At 46.2% G+C, this 20,385-nt stretch carries 11 protein-coding genes and 1 pseudogene; 4 read left to right on the plus strand and 8 right to left on the minus strand.

The window, feature by feature from the left end; translation table 11 throughout:
• Positions 1 to 160 precede the first annotated feature (160 nt).
• The 4 genes from D0A37_RS04840 to D0A37_RS04855 form a co-directional block, all read right to left on the minus strand.
• Positions 161 to 1,270 (minus strand): ATP-binding protein, encoded by a 1,110-nt coding sequence (locus tag D0A37_RS04840; RefSeq protein WP_242721784.1) that lies wholly within the window; start codon positions 1,268 to 1,270, stop codon positions 161 to 163.
• A gap of 336 nt (positions 1,271 to 1,606) precedes the next feature.
• On the minus strand, positions 1,607 to 2,779 hold the full coding sequence (locus D0A37_RS04845) for a beta-ketoacyl-ACP synthase (RefSeq protein WP_242721786.1): 1,173 nt from the start codon (positions 2,777 to 2,779) through the stop codon (positions 1,607 to 1,609).
• A 209-nt stretch (positions 2,780 to 2,988) separates the two neighbouring features.
• Complete coding sequence (locus tag D0A37_RS04850) at positions 2,989 to 3,774, minus strand: peptidylprolyl isomerase (protein ID WP_445242480.1); 786 nt, start codon at positions 3,772 to 3,774, stop codon at positions 2,989 to 2,991.
• A gap of 418 nt (positions 3,775 to 4,192) precedes the next feature.
• Positions 4,193 to 4,759, minus strand: coding sequence for a photosystem I assembly protein Ycf4 (locus tag D0A37_RS04855; protein WP_242721790.1), 567 nt, complete (start codon positions 4,757 to 4,759; stop codon positions 4,193 to 4,195).
• A 203-nt stretch (positions 4,760 to 4,962) separates the two neighbouring features.
• Between D0A37_RS04855 and psbD the strand changes: the two genes are divergently transcribed.
• From psbD to D0A37_RS04870, 3 genes are all read left to right on the plus strand, one after another.
• A complete protein-coding gene (gene psbD / locus D0A37_RS04860; RefSeq protein ID WP_006635450.1) occupies positions 4,963 to 6,021 on the plus strand; it encodes a photosystem II D2 protein (photosystem q(a) protein) in 1,059 nt (352 codons plus the stop codon).
• A gap of 157 nt (positions 6,022 to 6,178) precedes the next feature.
• On the plus strand, positions 6,179 to 7,558 hold the full coding sequence (gene psbC, locus D0A37_RS04865) for a photosystem II reaction center protein CP43 (protein ID WP_242721792.1): 1,380 nt from the start codon (positions 6,179 to 6,181) through the stop codon (positions 7,556 to 7,558).
• A gap of 553 nt (positions 7,559 to 8,111) precedes the next feature.
• Positions 8,112 to 11,969: a GAF domain-containing protein gene (locus D0A37_RS04870; RefSeq protein WP_242721795.1), complete on the plus strand. Its 3,858-nt coding sequence runs from the start codon at positions 8,112 to 8,114 to the stop codon at positions 11,967 to 11,969.
• A 97-nt stretch (positions 11,970 to 12,066) separates the two neighbouring features.
• Here the strand turns inward: D0A37_RS04870 and D0A37_RS04875 are convergent, their stop codons facing one another.
• From D0A37_RS04875 to D0A37_RS04885, 3 genes are all read right to left on the minus strand, one after another.
• On the minus strand, positions 12,067 to 12,387 hold the full coding sequence (locus D0A37_RS04875; protein ID WP_242721798.1) for a hypothetical protein: 321 nt from the start codon (positions 12,385 to 12,387) through the stop codon (positions 12,067 to 12,069).
• A 24-nt stretch (positions 12,388 to 12,411) separates the two neighbouring features.
• Positions 12,412 to 18,435 (minus strand): response regulator, encoded by a 6,024-nt coding sequence (locus tag D0A37_RS04880; RefSeq protein ID WP_445242481.1) that lies wholly within the window; start codon positions 18,433 to 18,435, stop codon positions 12,412 to 12,414.
• A gap of 232 nt (positions 18,436 to 18,667) precedes the next feature.
• Entirely contained in the window at positions 18,668 to 19,681 is a 1,014-nt protein-coding gene (locus tag D0A37_RS04885; protein ID WP_242721804.1) for a GGDEF domain-containing response regulator, read from the minus strand.
• A 242-nt stretch (positions 19,682 to 19,923) separates the two neighbouring features.
• Between D0A37_RS04885 and D0A37_RS04890 the strand changes: the two genes are divergently transcribed.
• Positions 19,924 to 20,145 (plus strand): hypothetical protein, encoded by a 222-nt coding sequence (locus D0A37_RS04890; protein ID WP_242721807.1) that lies wholly within the window; start codon positions 19,924 to 19,926, stop codon positions 20,143 to 20,145.
• A 52-nt stretch (positions 20,146 to 20,197) separates the two neighbouring features.
• Here the strand turns inward: D0A37_RS04890 and D0A37_RS04895 are convergent.
• Positions 20,198 to 20,352 (minus strand): annotated as a pseudogene (locus D0A37_RS04895) (IS701 family transposase); the annotation flags it as partial.
• Positions 20,353 to 20,385 lie beyond the last annotated feature (33 nt).

Here is a 20,385-nt window from a genome sequence, read left to right on the forward strand (position 1 = left end):
TTCAATTATACTGGATTCTGCAAGTTGCTACACAGTATTATGACTTACGCTCTTAAACCCAGTTTATTAGGAAAATATTGTTTTATAACAAGATATCTACTCATCAACCAAGTCTCTGAGGCTTAGTGATAAAATCCTAATTATATATCTTCCTACCTACTTAAATTTTATCTGCTACAGCCATGCTTTTGGGCAAGCGGATATAAAAAGTTGTGCCTTTTCCATCCTCTGACTCATAAGTGATTTTCCCTTTGTGAGCCTCAACGATCGACTTAACAATCGCCGTTCCCAACCCAGTACCAGTCCGCTTGCCATAAGTTACAAACGGTTCAAATAACTTTTCCTTAATTGTCGGCGGAATGCCTGGGCCGTTATCGTAAATGCTAATTTCTGCCCACTCCTCACTTTGTGTCACCGCAATCTCCACCAGACCCCCTCTGCCGCCAAAAGCCTCAACAGCATTCCCAACTAAATTTTGTAAAACGCGCAAAATCTTATTTTCATCTGCTTCCACTATTACTTCTGTCACCCGTACTGCTAAATCTACTTTTGCTGCTTCCCAATAAACTCTGTTCAACTTTTCAAACTGCTGCAAGGTCTGGATTAGATTAACGGGTTTTTTATGTAATACAGAATTACCGCGCGAAAATTCTAATACTTCTTCAGCCATCCCCAACATTCGATGAACCTGCAATTGAATAAGTTCACACCACTCCTGAGTTTCCTCATCAGGGTGCATTTCTTTGATCATTTCACTGGAGAGTTTAATTCCGGTAAAAGGACTTTTGAAATCGTGAATAATTGTACTCACCATTTCTCCTACCAATACCATTTTTTGTTTGTGTACCAACTGGCTAACATATTGATCCGTGGTTTCTCGTAAATTTTTAGTAATGAAACTAAACATTTGCAGTACCGAACTGCCTTTAGCAAACTGGAGAGTTGCTATTAGTTCTTCACGGGCTATTTTGGCCAAAGTCGAGCCTGCAACTGCCACAGCTCTAGCACTGCGAGGCTCTCCGTCTAAAACTCCGAGTTCGCCAAAATAATCGTCTGGCTTAGCAACAGCAACAGTTTGATATTTATGATTTTCAAGCTGCTTGCTAAACTCGACTTTACCTTCTAAAACTAGATATAAAAAATCCGCTGTTTCTCCTTCTTCAAAAACCAGCGTTTCCTGAGAAAAACTCTCCAAAACAGCTATTTGGCAAAGGTGAGCAGCTTGCTCGGGTTCAAAATAAGATATAAATCGATGAGAGGCCAGCTCCATGTTAAAATACCTGAGAGTTAATTTAAACAGTTTCTTTTTTCTATTTTCGCTGATCACCATCGGTGCGTTAATAAAATACAATACTGCTTTAATCTGCCTCTCTTTTGTAGCCTCCTAGGCTTTGACGCAAGAATCAGCGTCGGGATGCAGAGCCAGACTAGGACAGCAGAACCAGCAATCTCACCAAAATTCTCAGTTGATTGACTAAAATACATAAATATTGTACTATTTTTGAGATTTAAATTGGATGTGCGGAGGGTTCTCCCGCCACCTCAGAAGATTTTAACTGTAGAGAGATCGTGTAATTTAAATGTCGATAGATCGCCTTTACAAAAATTAACGATCACCTGATAAAACGATCGCAGCATTCTGCCCGCCAAAGCCAAAACTTAAACAAACCGCATTTCTGACAATAGCCGATCGCGCACAGCGAACAAAATCTAATTCAAACCCCGGTTTTTTCATTCCCACGCAAGGCGGCAACATCTGATATTTAATACTCATCAAACAAAAAGCCGCACCCAAAGCTCCCGAAGCTCCCAAAGTATGACCCGTAGCTCCCTTAGTTGAACTAACAGCAACTCCTGGGTGAAATAACTTCTCAATTAACAGTGCTTCGTGTCGGTCATTTAACTCAGTTGCAGTACCGTGAGCGTGAATAAAATCTATATCAATCGCCGCTAAATTACTGCGTTTCAAACATTGATTTACCGCCGCGATCGCACTTTCCCCCCCCAGCTCCGGTGAATTAGCATGGCAAGCATCATTTGTCAAGCCAAAACCGGAAACTCGACCGTAAATTTTAGCGCCACGACGCCTTGCCAACTCGGCAGATTCTAATACAAATAAAGCCCCGCCTTCGCCGAGCACAAAGCCTTCGCGATTTTCATCAAACGGATAGCACCCAGTGTTTGCCAAAGCACCCATCCGGCTAAATCCCGCCAGAGTCAGCGGTGTGATAGGCGCTTCCACAGCACCTGCGATCGCCCGCTGACACTCACCGGTGCGGATTAAATCAACAGCGCGGGCGATCGACCAAATACCCGTCGCACAAGCAGCCATCGGTGCCAGTACCGGCCCCGTCGAACCAATTGCCCTCGCCGCTGCGATCGCCCCCATGTGAGGCAAAAAATTCACGAATTGAGAATCCGTAATCGGTAATTCCCTTCCCTCTTCCTTCTTCCTTCTTCCTTCTTCCTTCTTCCTTCTTCCTTCGCTGGCCAACAGTTCCAAATTTGCCTGGAAGCCGCGGCTAGAGCCAATAACAATCCCGCAATCAGGCAAAGGCAAAGTCAAATTAGCATCTTTCAAAGCATCTGCCAAAACCTGCGGAGTTAAAGTTATTAAGCCCGCAGGTTTTGTACCAATTAAACCCAAAGGTCGCGCTTCAAGTTCTAAAAAAGGTTGATGCCGATCGATTCCCGATTCTCCAGAAAGTAGTCTTTTCCAGCTCGTTTCCAGAGTGCCTAAAGCCGAAACAAGACCAATTCCAGTAACAACAACATCCATAGCTAAGCCGATTTTAGATTTTAGATTTTAGATTAAAAGAAGAATCAGGCTAGACGATTTTAGATTGTGGATTAAAAAGGGATAATCTAAAATCTAAAATCCAATTCCCTTATCTCAAATCCCCAATTTACAAGCCATCGGATCTATCCCGTGGGGATAATCTAAAATCTAAAATCCAAAATCTAAAATCCCAAATCGCTTGACTACCTTCAGCTAGCCGGCTTAAAATTTTCCAAACCCTGAGTAACGGTAGCTTTCTCAATGCGATCGCCCGCTTCAATCTTATCAATCACATCCATGCCTTCCTTGACGTACCCAAAAACCGCATAGCTGCCGTCCAAAAACGGTACATCGGTCAAAGTAAAGTAAAACTGAGAAGAAGCCGAATCAGGACTCTGCGATCGAGCCATAGCAACAGCCCCGCGACTGTGCATCAACACGGGTTTCTCCTTAACTCCAGCTTCTTCTAGCGTTTGGCTGTAAGTCGGATTGGCAGCACCTTTAGCTTTAATTTCCAGAGGAATCCTGCGTTCGGTAGTAGTTTTTGGGTCAATAAAACCCCCAGTTCCCAGTCGCGCTGTAGGAAATTTAGGGTCTTTGCCTTGGGGGTCGCCGCCCTGAACTACAAAAGGCTGAGGTTCCCGGACGACTCGGTGAAAAACCAATCCGTCGTAGACACCTTTCTGAACCAAATCAACAAAATTGCCCGCAGTAATTGGCGCATTTGTGCCGTCGAGTTCGATCGTAATAGGAGCACCTTTAACCGTCATCACCACCGTTGCTTTTCCTTCCAACCGTGGCAAATTGCTAAATTGCGAACTCGTCGCTACAGCAGCAGGAGAAGGAGACGGAGACAAAGAAATATTTTCACCCGACGCCGGATTCGATGTCGGAGTCGAGTTTGCCACAGGGGAATTACTGCATCCTCCGACAAACAGCGCGCCAATTATTAAAAGCGAGAACAACCACCGCTGAATTTTGATTTGCATTTGCATTTGCCTTTGTATTTTCACTTTGAGTCAATTACGGACTTTGCAACTAAAGATTTTAATTCAATAGTTCGGACTGTTTTTAGTTCGTACTCTGAAACCCGCGATTTTCCTTTGGTAGCGAACTTGCCTGGGAGCCTTGAAAGCCTTATTTTACGGTTGGCAATCAAAAACTGTCCGAAGTATTGTTAATTGATATAGCAATCCTCGCATCATTTGTGAAATTCTTACTTTCTCAGAGCCGGTTCGGGGAGGGTTGGGGTGGGGTAAAAAATTTACGACTCCTGCAAGGATTGCTATAGATTCAAAAACTGGTAACGGGCTTAGTCGCCGATCGATTTTTTTCACTTACCAGATAGGTAAGGTGCGCCGCCCGGCGCACCCTACGAGAGATTACCAATCGAAAATCGAAAATCGAAAATCCCTAAAGTCCTTCTAGGGGAACTTGCAAAAATCGAGCCAATTCGGCTGCTTGATTTTCTACTTGCGACAAAGCAATGGGCTGTCCGACTCTAGTCAAGGGAAACTGACGGCGGTCTTTGAGCTTAAGATAAATACTGCGACGGGGGCTAAGACCTTCTTTAATGTCCACCCGCACAGATTGCACGTCCGATGTCTTGCAAGTAAAATCCAGCTTGCGGTTTTTGCCGGGAAAACCCCAGCGAAAGATCCGAATGTTACCAGTTTGCCGATCGAACTCGTTGTAACCGCCGCCGACATCCCACAGAACAGTCAGCCACAGGTAAAGCGCCAACAGCACGCCGCAGACACCGTAGAAACCCATCGCAATGCCTTGGGGGATGAAAACAAGCTGAGTCGGGTCAGCAAAAGGCAGCAGGTTAACGTGCAAGTAGCTGGAAATGCCCGACAGCAGGAAACCAGTCCCTCCAATGCTGACCACCGTCGCCCACCAGTAATTGCTGAAGCGGCGGGAGCCCAAAACCGGGTAGCGCAGGACAGGATCGATCGAGGTCGTTGTTTTTGCAGTCATAAAATTAAACAGCCTTAAAGCCAAATCTTAATTCAATTAGTCCACCGAGCGTCACGCTTCGCTGAGGCGATCGCGATCGACCGATCGGCATTGTGTAACAACTCCTGCTAATTATGTTGAAAAATTATGAACTTCTAATATATAGTTATATTAACTTTAATTAGAAACCTTAGCCTTTTAACAAGCAAAAGGATTTTACCGCAATGACAATCGCAGTCGGACGCGCCCAGACCGAAAGAGGCATCTTTGATGTCCTCGACGACTGGCTCAAACGCGATCGCTTCGTCTTCGTAGGCTGGTCTGGCATCCTGCTATTCCCCTGCGCCTACCTAGCCATCGGTGGCTGGTTAACAGGCACCACCTTCGTCACATCCTGGTACACCCACGGTTTGGCAAGCTCCTACCTCGAAGGAGCCAACTTCCTCACCGTAGCAGTCTCCACCCCAGCCAACAGCCTCGGACACTCCCTGCTGTTCCTGTGGGGCCCCGAAGCACAGTGGGACTTTACCCGCTGGTTCCAACTCGGTGGCCTGTGGACATTCGTAGCCCTCCACGGCGCTTTCGCACTGATCGGCTTTTGCCTGCGTCAGATTGAAATCGCCCGTTTGGTAGGCATCCGTCCCTACAACGCCCTCGCATTCACCGGCCCCATCGCCGTGTTTGTTTCGGTGTTCCTGCTTTACCCCTTGGGTCAATCAGGCTGGTTCTTCGCCCCCAGTTTCGGCGTCGCAGCAATTTTCCGCTTCCTGTTATTCCTGCAAGGCTTCCACAACTGGACGCTCAACCCCTTCCACATGATGGGCGTTGCAGGCATCTTGGGCGGCGCGCTGTTGTGCGCCATCCACGGTGCAACCGTAGAAAACACCTTGTTTGAAGACGGCGAAGGCTCAAACACCTTCCGCGCCTTCAACCCAACTCAGTCAGAAGAAACCTACTCGATGGTTACAGCTAACCGCTTTTGGTCGCAAATCTTCGGAATTGCCTTCTCCAACAAGCGCTGGTTGCACTTCTTCATGCTGTTCGTACCTGTTACAGGCTTGTGGATGAGCTCCATTGGCATCGTCGGTTTAGCATTAAACCTGCGCGCCTATGACTTCGTATCACAAGAATTGCGCGCTGCTGAAGATCCTGAGTTTGAAACGTTCTACACTAAGAACATTCTGCTTAACGAAGGCATTCGTGCTTGGATGGCTCCTACGGATCAACCTCACGAAAACTACATCTTCCCTGAAGAAGTTCTGCCTCGCGGTAACGCACTTTAAAAAAATCTGGATTTGGATTTCAGATTAATTTAATTTTTTTAAACTAATCTGAAATCCAAATCCCTATTCCCTGGCGCAGGCCCGGTACTCCCGTGCCCTACTAGGGAAACAAAAAAACCCAAAATCCAAAATCTAAAATCGTTGGAGGTTCTACCGCGTGGTAACGCTCTCTAATTCCTACGCAAGCGGTCGCGACCAAGAATCCTCCGGGTTCGCTTGGTGGTCTGGCAACGCTCGCTTAATCAATCTCTCTGGCAAACTGCTGGGCGCACACGTCGCTCACCAAGGTTTGATCGTTTTCTGGGCCGGTGCAATGACTTTGTTTGAAGTCGCTCACTTTATCCCAGAAAAGCCCATGTACGAACAGGGCTTAATCTTGATGCCCCACGTCGCTACTTTGGGTTGGGGCGTCGGCCCCGGCGGTGAAGTTACGGATATCTTCCCCTTCTTCGTAGTCGGCGTTCTTCACTTGATTTCATCTGCTGTTCTCGGTTTGGGCGGCATTTATCACGCCGTTCGCGGCCCGGAAATTCTCGAAGAATACTCTTCGTTCTTTGGGTACGACTGGAAAGATAAAAACCAGATGACCAACATCATCGGCTACCACCTGATTCTGTTGGGATGTGGCGCTTTGCTGCTGGTAGCTAAAGCCATGTTCTTCGGCGGTGTCTATGACACTTGGGCTCCGGGCGGCGGCGACGTGCGGGTCATTACTAACCCCACTCTGAATCCGGCTGTGATTTTTGGCTACTTGACTCGCTCTCCTTTTGGTGGCGAAGGCTGGATTGTCAGCGTCAACAACATGGAAGATATCATCGGCGGTCACATCTGGGTTGGCCTGATTTGTATCGCTGGCGGTGTTTGGCACATTTTGACCAAGCCTTTCGGCTGGGCTCGCCGCGCCTTAATCTGGTCTGGCGAAGCTTACCTGTCTTACAGCTTGGGCGCTTTGTCCCTGATGGGATTCATCGCTTGCTGCTTTGTCTGGTTCAACAACACTGCTTACCCCAGCGAATTCTACGGCCCGACGGGCCCGGAAGCTTCTCAAGCGCAAGCTTTGACCTTCCTGATCCGCGACCAACGCTTGGGTGCTAACGTCGGTTCTGCACAAGGCCCCACCGGTCTGGGTAAATACCTGATGCGCTCTCCTACTGGCGAAATCATTTTCGGCGGTGAAACGATGCGTTTCTGGGATTTCCAAGGCCCTTGGTTGGAACCCTTGCGCGGTACTAACGGTTTGGACTTGAACAAAATCAAGAATGACATTCAGCCTTGGCAAGCTCGCCGCGCTGCTGAGTACATGACTCACGCTCCTTTGGGTTCTTTGAACTCTGTGGGTGGTGTGGCGACTGAAGTTAACTCGTTTAACTTCACTTCTCCTCGTTCTTGGCTGTCCTGTTTCCACTTTGTGGTGGGTTTCTTCTTCTTGATCGGCCACTTGTGGCACGCTGGTCGCGCTCGCGCGGCTGTCGCTGGCTTTGAGAAGGGTATCGATCGCGAAAATGAACCAGTGCTGGCTATGCCAGACTTAGACTAATCGATCGAATTTATTTCTGATTTGATTGTCTAATCAAAAAAGGCTCCTGCTTAACGGCAGGAGCTTTTTTTTGATCCCATATCTGGAAAAAGCTGCGGATTGTCGATCGACAGTTTTCCGAGCCCGCTAGCTGCAGATACAATCCTAGACGTAGAAACTTGGTTTCTGAGTTAACCTGTTGAATTCAATGCTGTTTCTTTCCGTCAGCTCGTTACTCAGCGAGCTTTGGCATCCAGGACTGAGATATTTCGGTGCGACCTTCATCGGTGGCGGTGAATGACTCTACAACTCTTGAAACTTGACAAGTTTAATCGGTTCGGGTATAAGGCTTGCAAGGCAGGCTCTACAAAGTTTATATTTAAAGTACCAAAGTTTTAATCCCACACAATTAAAAGTGGTAATTTGAAGGCTGATCGCTACAGGTGCAAAACTAATCGACCATTGCCCTCAGGATATTTATATTTTATTAAATGGCTGTGCTTGTCGATTTTTTTAACAAGCACAAAACTTTTGGGCCACTTATGGTTATTGCTAGGAAAGCAAAAGATTAATAATGGACTCATTAAATATCGAAAATGTCAAGGTAAGGTTTGATCGAGCAAATTTGCTCGATCGCATCGCCAACCGCATTCGCCGCTCTCTAGAACTGCCCGAAATTCTGAGCGCAACAGCAGCGGAAGTTCAATCCTTCTTGGGAACAGACAGAGTAAAAATCTACAAATTTCATAGCGACGGTAGCGGTGAAGTGATTGCCGAATCAATTAACGACAACCGGTTGCCCTCCCTATTGGGACTGCATTTTCCAGCAGACGATATTCCCCCTCACGCCCGCGAACTGTTCGCGCAAGTACAGGTGCGATCGATCGTCGATATAGAGTCGGGGCAGCTAGGGCAAAGTCCCCACCGCGATCCGGTTTCGGGCCAACTGCTGCCCGACGAAGTGCGCTTTCGCCCGATCGACCCCTGCCACGCTGAATACTTAACTGCACTCGGCGTCAAAGCTTCCTTGGTAGTACCAATTCTTCACGGCGAAGAATTCTGGGGGTTGTTGGTATCTCACCATTCCGAGTCCCGGAGTGTGGCAGAACACGAACTCCAGGGCGTTCAGATGGTGGCAGATCAGCTCGGCGTCGCCATAGCCCAATCCACCCTCCTCGCCCGAGCGAGGGCGCAAGCTCAACGGGAAACTGCGGTCAACCTCGTCGCCGCAGCCCTTCACTCCCAGCCGGCGATGGAACTCCAAACAGCTTTGGCAGAATCTGTAGCTGCACTAGACGCAGCCGGCGGCAGGCTGTGCATTTTCGACACACCATTCATTTCCCACAGCAGCCCAGTTACGAGTTTAGTGCCCTACTCGGACAATTCCACTCAGGCACTCAAAGTCTACACTTGCGGCTCAGGGCCGAAGATGCAAAATTCAGCAAAATACCAGCAGGTGGAGCAATACAGCGTCTGGCACGAATATTTTAAATCCGGCGAGCAACAGGTTTGGGCAATTCCCGACTTGTACCAAGTTAGCAGTTTGAGAAGCCTGCAACCTGCCTTTCGATCGACCAAAATTCGCAGCATTTTAATCCTACCGCTCCGAACCCGCCAGCAAATATTCGGTTACTTAAGCATTTTTCGAGAAGAATTTGACACCGAAACTCTCTGGGGTAGACAGTTTGATAGCGACGACCGCCTCGCCCAATCTCGGATATCTTTTGAAGCGTGGAAAGAGTCAAGAACTGCCCAAATTCGCGCATGGAAGGCTGAAGAAATTGAATTATTCCAAATTTTTGGCAGCCACTTTTCTAATGCTATTAACCACTACCAACTCGATCAACAAATAGAAGAACTTAACACAAATTTAGAAAATCAAGTTCAAAAGCGCACCGCTCAACTACAGCAGTTGAGCCAACAGCAGCGAGTGCTGTTTGAAGTGGTGGCAAAAATGCGGCAATCCCTCGACTTAAACAAGATTTTTAGCACGATGTCCCAGGAAGTGCGGCGGGCTTTAAATGCCGATAGAGTGGCAGTTTACCGCTTCGATCACGCATCAGAATTTAACGACGGCGAATTCGTTTCCGAAGATGTTTTGCCAGATTTTGTGTCAACAATGGCAGTCAAAGTGCACGATCGCTGCTTTGGAGAAAACTACGCCAATCTCTACTCTCAAGGGCGAGTTCACGCAATGTCCGACATCAGACAGGCCGGACTGCAAGATTGCTTTCGGCAAGTATTGGAGCAATTTCAGGTCAAAGCTACTTTAGTGGCACCGGTGATGAAAGGCAACGACCTTTGGGGGTTGCTGTGCGTACACCAGTGTTCGGCTCCTCGCAACTGGGAATCTTCCGAAATTAAGTTTGCTACTCAAATTTCCGCTCAGCTCAGCATCGCCTTAGAACAAGCAGATCTGCTCGGTCAAACTCAGCAGCAAGCAGTGGAGTTGCAGCGGGCAGCAGAGCAGGAGCGAATACTGTTTGAGGTAGTTGCTAAGATTCGACACTCTCTCGATTTAGATACAATTTTTCACACGACAACTACAGAACTGCGGCGGATTTTAAAGGCAGATAGAGTTGGCATTTATCGCTTCGATACGGACTCAAAGTTTAATGAAGGCCAATTTATTACTGAAGATGTTTTGCCAGGTTTTTGTTCGGCAATGGATGTTAAAGTTCGCGATCAATGTTTTGGGGAAAACTATGCGAATAAATACAGTCAGGGACGCATTCAAGTGTTGCCAGATATCGAAAGTGCGGGACTCTCCGACTGCCACGCTGCTATTTTAGCTCAATTTCAAATTAGATCTCAGGTGATTATGCCGCTGATGAATGGCAGCGAGCTTTGGGGCTTGCTGTGCGTCCACCAGTGCGAGGGTTCGCGCAATTGGAAAACTTCGGAAATCCAGTTTGCTACGCAAGTCGCAACTCAGTTGAGCGTAGCATTAGAACAAGCAGATTTGCTCGCTAAAACGCGGCAGCAAACGATTGAATTGCAGGGGGCAGCCGAGCAACAGCGGATACTATTTGAAGTGGTGGCAAAGATTCGAGAATCTCTCGATATCAACGCAATTTTTAAGACTGCAACCCAAGAAGTTTGTCAGTTTATGCAAGTCGATAGAATTGCTGTCTATCGCTTTACTCCTGATTGGGGTGGTCAATATGTAGCAGAGTTTGTGAAAGATGGCTGGATAAAATTGATAGGGGAAGGTATCAGTACGGTTTGGCAAGATACTTATTTGCAGGAAACCCGAGGCGGCAGATATCTTAATAATGAAAGTCTAGCCGTTGACGATATCTATCAAGTTAGCCACTCGGAGTGTGTTGTGGCTATTTTAGAGCAATTTCAGGTGAAGGCTTATGCGATAACGCCGATTTTTGTAGGACAAGAACTTTGGGGTTTGCTGACAGCGTATCAACATTCTGGAACCCGCAGTTGGGAAAGTTCAGAAGTTAACTTTTTAGCTCAGATTGCTAATCAATTAGGCGTAGCTATCCAACAAGCCGATTTGCTGGCTCAAACCAGACGCCAAGCAGAACAAATCGCTCAAAGTTTAAAGGAGTTGCAGCAAACTCAAGCTCAATTGATTCAAACTGAAAAAATGTCTGGTTTGGGGCAACTGGTAGCCGGGATTGCTCACGAAATTAACAATCCGGTTAATTTTATTTACGGCAATCTCAATCACGCTAGTGAATATACTGCTAGTTTATTGAGTTTGCTGGAACTTTACCAGCAGCAATATCCCGATTCTAGTCCTGAAATTGACGAATTGAGCGAAGATGTTGACTTGGAATTTCTGCTAGAAGATTTGCCCAAATTGCTATCGTCAATGAAGGTGGGAGCCGATCGCATCCGTCAAATAGTTCTATCTTTAAGGAATTTCTCTCGTCTTGACGAAAGTCAAATGAAGGCGGTTGATATTCACGAAGGGATTGACAGCACGCTGTTAATTTTACAGCACAGGCTGAAATCTAATGCGGACAGTGCAAACATTGTGCTAGTGAAAGAATACGGCATTTTGCCTTTGGTTGAGTGTTATGCTGGACAGTTGAATCAGGTGTTTATGAATGTAATTGGGAATGCGATCGATGCTTTGGAATCGCACAAGTTGCTCGCTGACCAATCTGTGGCTCCTCAAATTAAAATTTCTACTTCTGTCGGTCAACTTAATGGCAATCTTCCTAGCGCGGTGATTCGGATTTCTGACAACGGCACGGGGATTTCGGAATCTATGAGACAACGCATTTTTGACCCTTTTTTCACCACTAAGTCGGTGGGGAAAGGTACAGGATTGGGACTGTCAATTAGTTACCAAATTGTGGTAGAAAAACACGGTGGCGTTTTAAAATGCAATTCGGAATTGGGGAAAGGTACTGAGTTTGTGATCGAGATTCCGCTGCGACAGCAGCCAGTAGTCATTAGTCAGTAGTCATCATCCCTCTTGCTTCATTAGACCTCTTGCAAAAATAATTAGGACGGGATCTCCGGCCCATCAATTGATGATATCAATTCCGGTTGCACCGGAATTATTGTTGACTGTTGACTGTTGACTGTTGACGGGCGGGTCGAAAAACTGAATGGTTGAGTGTTAACTGTTGACTCGATTTTATTATTCCCATGCAACCGGCAACGATCTGAAAAGTATTTGGGCAAGATGTCGAATGTACCATAATATTGATCATGAAAATTGGCAGCCTTTCAAAAGTTTTCATGCCTTGATAAAAAAGAAAACTAAAGCCGTCAAGCGCAGGACGAGGGAGAATCTCATATTTGTAAAAAAACTTCTTCTTCGTTCTTCCTCTTTCCTCCCGCCTCACAACTTCAATTTCTAGCTTGGGTGCTTTCATTGAGATGCTACCAAGGACAAGGCTCTAACTTTTAATCTTTTGTAGTTCTTGTTGGAGAGTATTCTTGACCCGATCGTACTCACCCTCGATTTGAGCTAATAGGGTTGAGGCTCGATCGAGTTCACCAGAGGTACTCATGACTTCTAACCTGCCACAAAGCTGGGCCAGAGGAGCCGCGCTTAGATTCGCACTACTGCCTTTGAGGGTATGAGCCACTCGCTTTAGGGCTTGAGTATCCCCTTGGTCGATCGCTAATTTCATAGCTTGTAGCAACTTTAGAGATTCCTCAAAGTAGCAGTTCGCCAGCAAGCTCAAAATCTTGGTTGAATCTTCATCGATGCTGCTACAGAAGGCTTGCAGTTCTGTGAGGTTAACCGCTGGCACATCAATTTCTGGCTTCTGGCTATCTGATTCCTCCTTTTGGGCTTGCTGCGTTTCCTGGGTGGGTGGACACTGACTCAGCGCTTGGATGAGAGCCTCTACTCGAATTGGTTTACTGATATAGTCATTCATGCCAGCATCAAGACAAAGCTCGCGATCGCCCTGCATGGCATTCGCCGTCATTGCAATAATTCGGGGACGAGCATGAGCCGGCCACTGCTCACAAATACGACGGCTGGCTTCCAGTCCATCCATCTCTGGCATTTGTACATCCATCAACACTAGATCATAAGGCTGGCGATTCAGGGCTTCCAAGACTTCTAATCCATTGGCAGCAACATCGGCTCGGTATCCCAAACGCTCCAGCAGCAGCAGTGCCACCTTCTGATTCACCAAATGATCTTCTGCTAATAGAATTCGCAGTGGAAGTCTCTGGGCCAGTTTAATATCATCCTGGACAGGGGTAGGGGGCCGCTGTTGAACTTTTGTCGGTTGAGCTTGTAGCACCTGAGTCAGGACTTCATAAAGTTGGGATTGCTTGATGGGTTTGCTTAAACAAGCCGCAAAGTGGCTAGAGAGCTCTGAATAACTGGCTTCTGGTTTGCCCATTGAAGTCAGCAGCACCAGGGGTAAACGGTGGCATTTAGGATGCTGGTGGATGGCTGAGGCGAGTGTCAGGCCATCCATTTGTGGCATTTGCATATCTAAAATAGCGACATCAAACGTTTCTCCATTCTCAAGCCAGTTGAGCGCTTCCACAGGCGATTGGGCAGCGCGAATCTGCATCCCCCAAGTCTCGGCTTGCAACGTCAGAATTTGTCGGTTAATGGGCAGGTCATCGACGATTAATAAATGCTTGCCAGATAGTTCTGGTAGCATTTCACTCGGTTCCGCTAACTCAGTAGCAACAGAGGATGCCACAATCGTGAAGTAGAAGGTGGAACCAATTGTGAGTCGATGAGGCTTAGTGGCTTGCCATTTTGGTGAAGGGGTTCCTCCGACGTGGCCGGAGCTCTCAACCCACATCATGCCGTTCATCGTTTCAGTGAGTCGCTTACTAATTGCCAAACCTAAGCCAGTCCCTCCATACTGCCGAGTCGTGGAAGTATCTACTTGGCTAAAAGACTTGAACAGTCGATCGAGCCGGTCTGCTGGAATGCCAATGCCTGTGTCTTGAATGGCAAACTGAATTTCATACAAGCTTTCGGGCAAGTTCCCTGGCTCAGAAATCGTTTTTTCAGAATCAACGAGAGAGGCTTGCACCGAAATGGTAACTTCCCCAGTTTCGGTAAACTTAATCGCATTGTTGAGCAAGTTAACTAGAATCTGACGGAGACGAGTGACATCACCCAAAATGAAATTAGGAGTCTGAGGGTGGATCAGGTAGCCCAACTCAATTCCCTTCTCATCTGCTTTAACTGCAAGTTGGTCGATCGCACCTTCTATGCAATCTCTCAACTTCAAGGGATGCTTTTCTAGCTCCAGCTTGCCCGACTCAATTTTGGAGAAGTCAAGGATGTCGTTGATGATGCTCAGCAGGGTATCCCCACTATTGCGAATCGTCTCGATAAAGTCTCGCTGTTGAGCCTTGAGTTCTGTATCCAGCAGCAGTCCCGTCATGCCAATAACCGCATTCATGGGAGTGCGAATTTCATGGCTCATCATCGCCAGAAACTCACTTTTGGCTCGGCTGGCAGCTTCTGCTTCTCGTCTAGTTTGCTCCAGGGCCAAGTTTTTCAGAGTTAATTCTTCTCGTTGTCGAGTTTCTTGCTCTAGTAATTTGGCTTGAGCTAGGGCAATTCCTACTTGAGCCGCGACAGATTCTAGCAACTCGATTTGATCGGCAGTCCAATGACGGTAGTGATCGCACTGGTACAGACAAATGGCACCATTCGGTTCTCCTTGGTAAGAGGTTCGCACTGCTAATGTCGATCTCAATTTGAGACGGGTAAAAATTGAATGAGCACAGGTGAGCAATGAATCGCAATAGACATCCGGGGAAGCGATAGCTTCATCTTTAGCCATCAACTGTTTTGTATAAGCAGGACTGGCTGCCAAAATGTCATGCGGCCCGCTGGGGGCAGATCCGCGCGCTAGATATTCTGCAACTACAGGAAACTGAGGCTGCGGATTGTCCAGGTATGTGCTAATTAAGCAGCGACTGACCCCAAAAGCTTGCCCAATCTGAATAGCAGCCGTTTCAAATATCTGCTGAGCATTGAGGCTTTGACGAATTTCTTGGGTAATTTGCTTCAGCAGTAGGGCTTTTCGCAACTGTCGTTGTAGTGCTTCTTCTGCCTGCTTGCGATCGCTAATATCCTTCATGAAGCAGTGATACCCCACAAAGACATTTTGCTCGTCATAAGCAGACACCATCACCACTTGTTTATAGAACATAGAGCCATTTTTTCGCATCCCCCTAGCTTCCATTTCGACTCTGCCCTCTCTCAACATCTGTTGATAAGCAGCCCCCATCCTGCCAACATCTTCAGGATGAACGGTTCTTTGCCATTCCATCCCTAGCATTTCCTCTGGCTGATATCCGCAGATGGTGGCATAAGTTTCGTTAACGAAGATATAGCCTCCTTGAGGGTCGATCCGAGAAATGCCTGCCACGGCATTTTCTAGCGCTGCACTCATTTGTTGTAGTTCTGCTTCGGCGCGTTTGCGATCGCTAATTTCAATCAGAATGCAACCCACTGCTACAGGCTGCTCTGCATCCTTGAAAATGGGGAAGTGAGAAGTTAGCCAGTAGCGCTTGGCACCCGTTGGATTGGGTACTTGTCCGCTCATTTCCAAGCTGATGGAAGGTTGTCCTGTCGTTAAAACCTGTTGTAACAGTGCATTTATACCAGGAGCAAATTCCCCCAAAATATCATCGGTTGTCTTAACTAAGTGATCCTCTACAGAGTGACCATTAATTTCAGCTAGTGCCTCATTTATTTGTAAAAATCTCAACTGGCGATCGTATATACACAGCCCCACCCCTGCTAGGGAAGATCCTTTAAAGAAAGCATTCAATAATTGCTCTCTGGCTTTAATTTCCTGCTCTAACTTTTTGCGGTTGGTAATATCGCTGTGAGAACCAGTCATACGCACAACTCTGCCCGCTGCATCCGAAAGTGCTTGCCCTCGAGCCAAAATCCATTTGTACCTCCCATTCTTGCAAAGCACTCGATGTTCTGTAATATAAAAGGGAGTTTTGCGCTGAAAGTGATTTTGAATTGCTTGCATCACCCATCCGATATCGTCGGGATGAACTCGTTTACTCCATTCATCTAAATGATTGGGGATTTCCTGCTCCTGGTAGCCCAACATCTCTTTCCAGCGAGCCGAGAAGAATACTTCATTGGTGTTGACGTTCCAATCCCATACCCCATCATTACTACCACGTAGGGCGAGTTGCCACCTCTCTTCACTGGCTTGTAGAGCGGCTTCTGACTGATGCCCTTCGATTTCACTACCAATCCACTGAGCCATCAGCTTCAGCAATTCCACATGGGCAGATTTAAAGATGTGTGCACGGGGAGAGTTACTAGAAAAGCTGAGGGTACTGTAGACTTTGCCTGCAACTAAAACTCGTGTTCCAATATAAGCTTCCATGCCAAGGGCAAGATAGGCAGGATGGTGACACCATTTTGAGCTGCCTATATGTTGGATGGTTAGGGGTTCATTGGTGTCTAAAACTTCCCTGCACAAAGTTTGGTTAATATCAAAGGCATCACCTGGCTTTAGGACTCCATCAGGCGATCGCACAGCCATCACCTCATAACGATTATCTTGCACACGAGCCAAGATGCCACATTCAAGCCGAAAGGTCTGACATCCCATGTCAATCAACGCTTGGATGCGCTGCTCAAAATTGAGATTTGGGGTAGCAGTGACTTCATATAAAGCTCGTATTGCCACCTCTCTTGTTCTTAGTTCAGCTTCGGCTTGTTTACGTCTCTTAATTTCAGCTTTCAGAGAGCGATTGATTTTGGATAATCTTTGCGTTCGTTCTTGAACCCGCTGTTCTAATGTAGCGTTGACCTGTTTAATCTCGCTAAATTTTTGATTAAGCACGATTGCCATCAATTGAAAATTTATAGCAAGCTCATTGATTTCACTAACAGAGCTCTGTTTCCATTCAAATGTTTCTTCTGAAAGCTTGTTGGGTAAATCAGTAGTCGCAACAGCTAAATAGGATAATGGCTTGACCAGCCGTTCGCTAACCAGCGTTGCAAACAAAAATGCCAACATTGTGATGACGAGTAGAATACTCAAGTCAGCCTTGTAGCGATTTTGTAAATTTTCTACATAGGGAGTGGCTGGAATTTCTAAGCGTAATTTCCAGTCCACATCGGAGCTAATTGTAAATTCCTGTATATACAGAGAGTTTTTCCAACGGATCATCGGATTGTTGCCCTTAGAAGGAACCCACTGCTGCAAGGTTCCCTCTAAGGTGCGAGTGCTGCCGTCCTTTGACTCCTCAAGGCTGGTCAAAAGCTTTTGGTCGGATTGATTACTCGCAATGACTCGGTTGTTTTGATCTAGCAATGTAATGCGTAATTGCTGATTGTTTCTCTGGAAAATGTAGAGAGCTTTGATCTGGCTCAATCCTAATGAACCGTGTATCAGCCCAAGAAAACGACCTTGAACTTGCAGGGGTACATTCACTCCTACATGAGGTTCGTCCATTAATAGGTCTTGGTGGATAGAAGTCATCCAAGGTTTCAACCGCTCTTGAGCCAGGGTAATGAGAGATTTATGTGCCGTGCTTTGTTCGATTAACTGCCGACGGGTTTGAGTAAAAGGAGAAGAAGTAGCTAAAATTGTTCCCGATGAATCGGTCACATAAATTTGGTCGAAATCTGGCAACAACTGATCGATCAGGCTAATGTTTTGTTGTAGCTGAGCGGATGATTGAATCCCTGTATTAGCAGTAACGGCTTCAGGCAGGAGCGATTTTTCAGCTAATGTATTCAAAGCTAAGAGATGTCGCTGATGCCATCTAGATATTGCGCTAGTGAGAGTTTTTGCGTTGGTTTGTAACTCCGTTTGCACCGTCGTTTGGATTTGACCGACAAAGTATCTACCATCAAAAAATAAGAGGAGCAGTCCTGGAAAAAAGACAAAAGCAACCAACAGATGAAAAATAGTTTGTTGTAAAGAGATGGCGAAATGTTTTGAATGAGTAACCCACCGATGAATCGGGGCATAAGAAATGATTAAGCTGGCAACTAAGGCATTAAAAATGCCGTTGACTGCTTGTTTGCACATAACGAGGATGAGCTGAGTCGCCTCCATGTGCATCATTTGACCGTAGAAAAGCCAAACGAGGGGCATTCCAATTAATAACCAGTAAATCCCATCGAATAAAAGGAGGTTCGGATGTTTGCGCTTCTTGCAAAGAAACCCAACAAACACAGCCTCAATTACCAAAATAATCGTGGCGTATGGATGATTCCAAAGGACATAAGTATAGCTGGCTGCTATTAGACCAGCCAAGCCTCCCCAGCCCCAGCCGAAATAGTAAGCAATAATCAGTATTGCAATACTGCCAAAGAGGAAATCAACCCCAAATAAAAGAGACAAATTGAAATAGTTGCCCAGAAAACCCGCACCAGTGAGAAGGGCGATCGCACCAAACCATCTTTGATCACGCACTGAGATCGCTCCTCCCATAAACTTATAGAATCGCTATTTGCTAAATATAAACTGATTTTGATAAAAAATCGTCGTAGAGACAGTCTCGTTCTATCCCTGACAGTTTCCATGAATGTCGCACAACCGATTATTTAGGCTTTAATCTTTAATACTAAAATCAAGGCTTACTCATGCAGGACTTGAGATTTTGCTAAAATTTGAATAAATAATTATTTCCAATTACGAGAGGCATATTTTTTACCCTTATGATTTAACGGGTGAATTTATTAACTGTATGAATCTTGGTACAAAAAGTATTTCGACCTTGGTCTTTAGCTTCATAAAGTGCTGCATCGGCAGCAGTAATTAAATTTTCTGGTCGGATTTCTTGGGTAGGAATCACACTGGTAATACCGAAGCTGAGCGTAATGTAATGATTCGGAGAACTCTTATGTACTATTGCTAAAGCTTGGATACGAGCCTGCATTTGCTTAACGATTTGGACTGCTCCCTCAAGCTCGGTGTCGGATAAAATCACTACAAATTCTTCACCTCCATAACGTGCTACTAAATCTCCAGCTCGATTAATACTGTGATTGAGAGCTGCCGCAACTTGCTGTAAACATAGATCCCCTGCTTGGTGTCCATAAGTATCGTTATAAGGCTTGAACAAATCGATATCACATAAAATCAGTGACAAAGGAGTTTGCTGCCTCGTCATGCGTCGCCACTCCTCGTCTAGCTGTTGGTCAAATTGACGGCGATTGGCAATCTGAGTCAAACCGTCAATTGACGCGAGGTATTTTAATTGTCGATTGGCGGCCTCTAGCTGCTGGTAAAGTAGGGTTTGTTGCTTTTGCAAATGGAATTGCTGAATCAACCGCCGCACTCTCTGTCGCAGAACAGCCCAGTGAATCGGCTTAGTAATATAGTCAGCCGCTCCCGCTGCAAAAGCTCGATCGACAGATTCTTTGTCTTCCAAGCTAGTAATCATCAAAATAGGTGGGCGATCGCTCTGAGGCACTTCAGATAATTTTTGACAACAAGCAAAACCATCCATAGTAGGCATCACTGCATCTAGCAGGATGAGGTCTGGATGTAATTCTTCATAAGCTGCCAGCCCTGTCAACCCATCACTAGCTTCGGCCACTCGGTATTTTTCCTTCTGTAAATACAGTCGAAGTTGCAAACGCATCAAGGCATCGTCATCCACGATGAGAATTAGAGAGGACGGTTCCGTAGATGGGTTAGTCGAAATGGCTGACTCTTCTAATGATTGATACATACGTCATGGTGTATCTTAAGCTGGGGAAACATTCTACCGTAGCATATTTTGAGCTTCGGATGGAAAGTAAAAAATTGACAAATATGTCATAAATTATACACCAGCTAAGCGGCCGCAACAAAATCCTAGGCAGCGTCGGGTTTGTTAAACCAACAGCTACAGTCTACTTAAAATTTCTCGCTTTTTTTCGGGGATATATAGTTTGGTAACTTGCGCTGATTTTTGTAAATATGTAATTATTTTTGGGGGCATTAAACAGTTTTTACAACGCCGAGCAAGCTTTGACGGACGATCGCCCGTTCTCCCGCGATCGTCCGTGGGATAATATGCTATATTTCTCCAGCTCATTGAGGCTTTTTCAGGTGCATCAAATTCCTCCGTTGTCCCACGAGCGATCGTCAGCTTTATTTTGGGGGAATACATCTGATGGTCACACTATCACGTATAGCTTCGCCCTTTGTTGAGCGTTTGTTCGCAACAGGAAGCTCTGATTGCAACCTGGCATAAGCTTTGTTAAGAAACATCTACAGCGTTCTGCGGGAGCTGGGATATATTTTTTCTCTCCTTTCTCCCAGTAATCCCCGCAGATAGTGTCTAAACTCGTTTTTTTGGGCTTGAGTGGGGAACACATCGTCAAAGCGTTAGCACCATCTTTCAAAGCATGGGGGCATGGATGTCCAAACTGTTTATCTCATCCGATTCCA

This window comes from Microcoleus vaginatus HSN003 (assembly GCF_022701255.1).
GTDB lineage: Bacteria > Cyanobacteriota > Cyanobacteriia > Cyanobacteriales > Microcoleaceae > Microcoleus > Microcoleus vaginatus_B.

Coding starts and splice junctions, on each gene's coding strand:
- D0A37_RS04850 (WP_445242480.1), bottom strand. CDS start 3,774: ATGCAAATGCAAATCAAAATTCAGCGGTGGTTGTTCTCGCTTTTAATA.
- D0A37_RS04885 (WP_242721804.1), bottom strand. CDS start 19,681: ATGTATCAATCATTAGAAGAGTCAGCCATTTCGACTAACCCATCTACG.
- D0A37_RS04845 (WP_242721786.1), bottom strand. CDS start 2,779: ATGGATGTTGTTGTTACTGGAATTGGTCTTGTTTCGGCTTTAGGCACT.
- D0A37_RS04840 (WP_242721784.1), bottom strand. CDS start 1,270: ATGGAGCTGGCCTCTCATCGATTTATATCTTATTTTGAACCCGAGCAA.
- psbD (WP_006635450.1), top strand. CDS start 4,963: ATGACAATCGCAGTCGGACGCGCCCAGACCGAAAGAGGCATCTTTGAT.
- D0A37_RS04855 (WP_242721790.1), bottom strand. CDS start 4,759: ATGACTGCAAAAACAACGACCTCGATCGATCCTGTCCTGCGCTACCCG.
- D0A37_RS04870 (WP_242721795.1), top strand. CDS start 8,112: ATGGACTCATTAAATATCGAAAATGTCAAGGTAAGGTTTGATCGAGCA.
- D0A37_RS04875 (WP_242721798.1), bottom strand. CDS start 12,387: ATGAAAGCACCCAAGCTAGAAATTGAAGTTGTGAGGCGGGAGGAAAGA.
- D0A37_RS04880 (WP_445242481.1), bottom strand. CDS start 18,435: ATGGGAGGAGCGATCTCAGTGCGTGATCAAAGATGGTTTGGTGCGATC.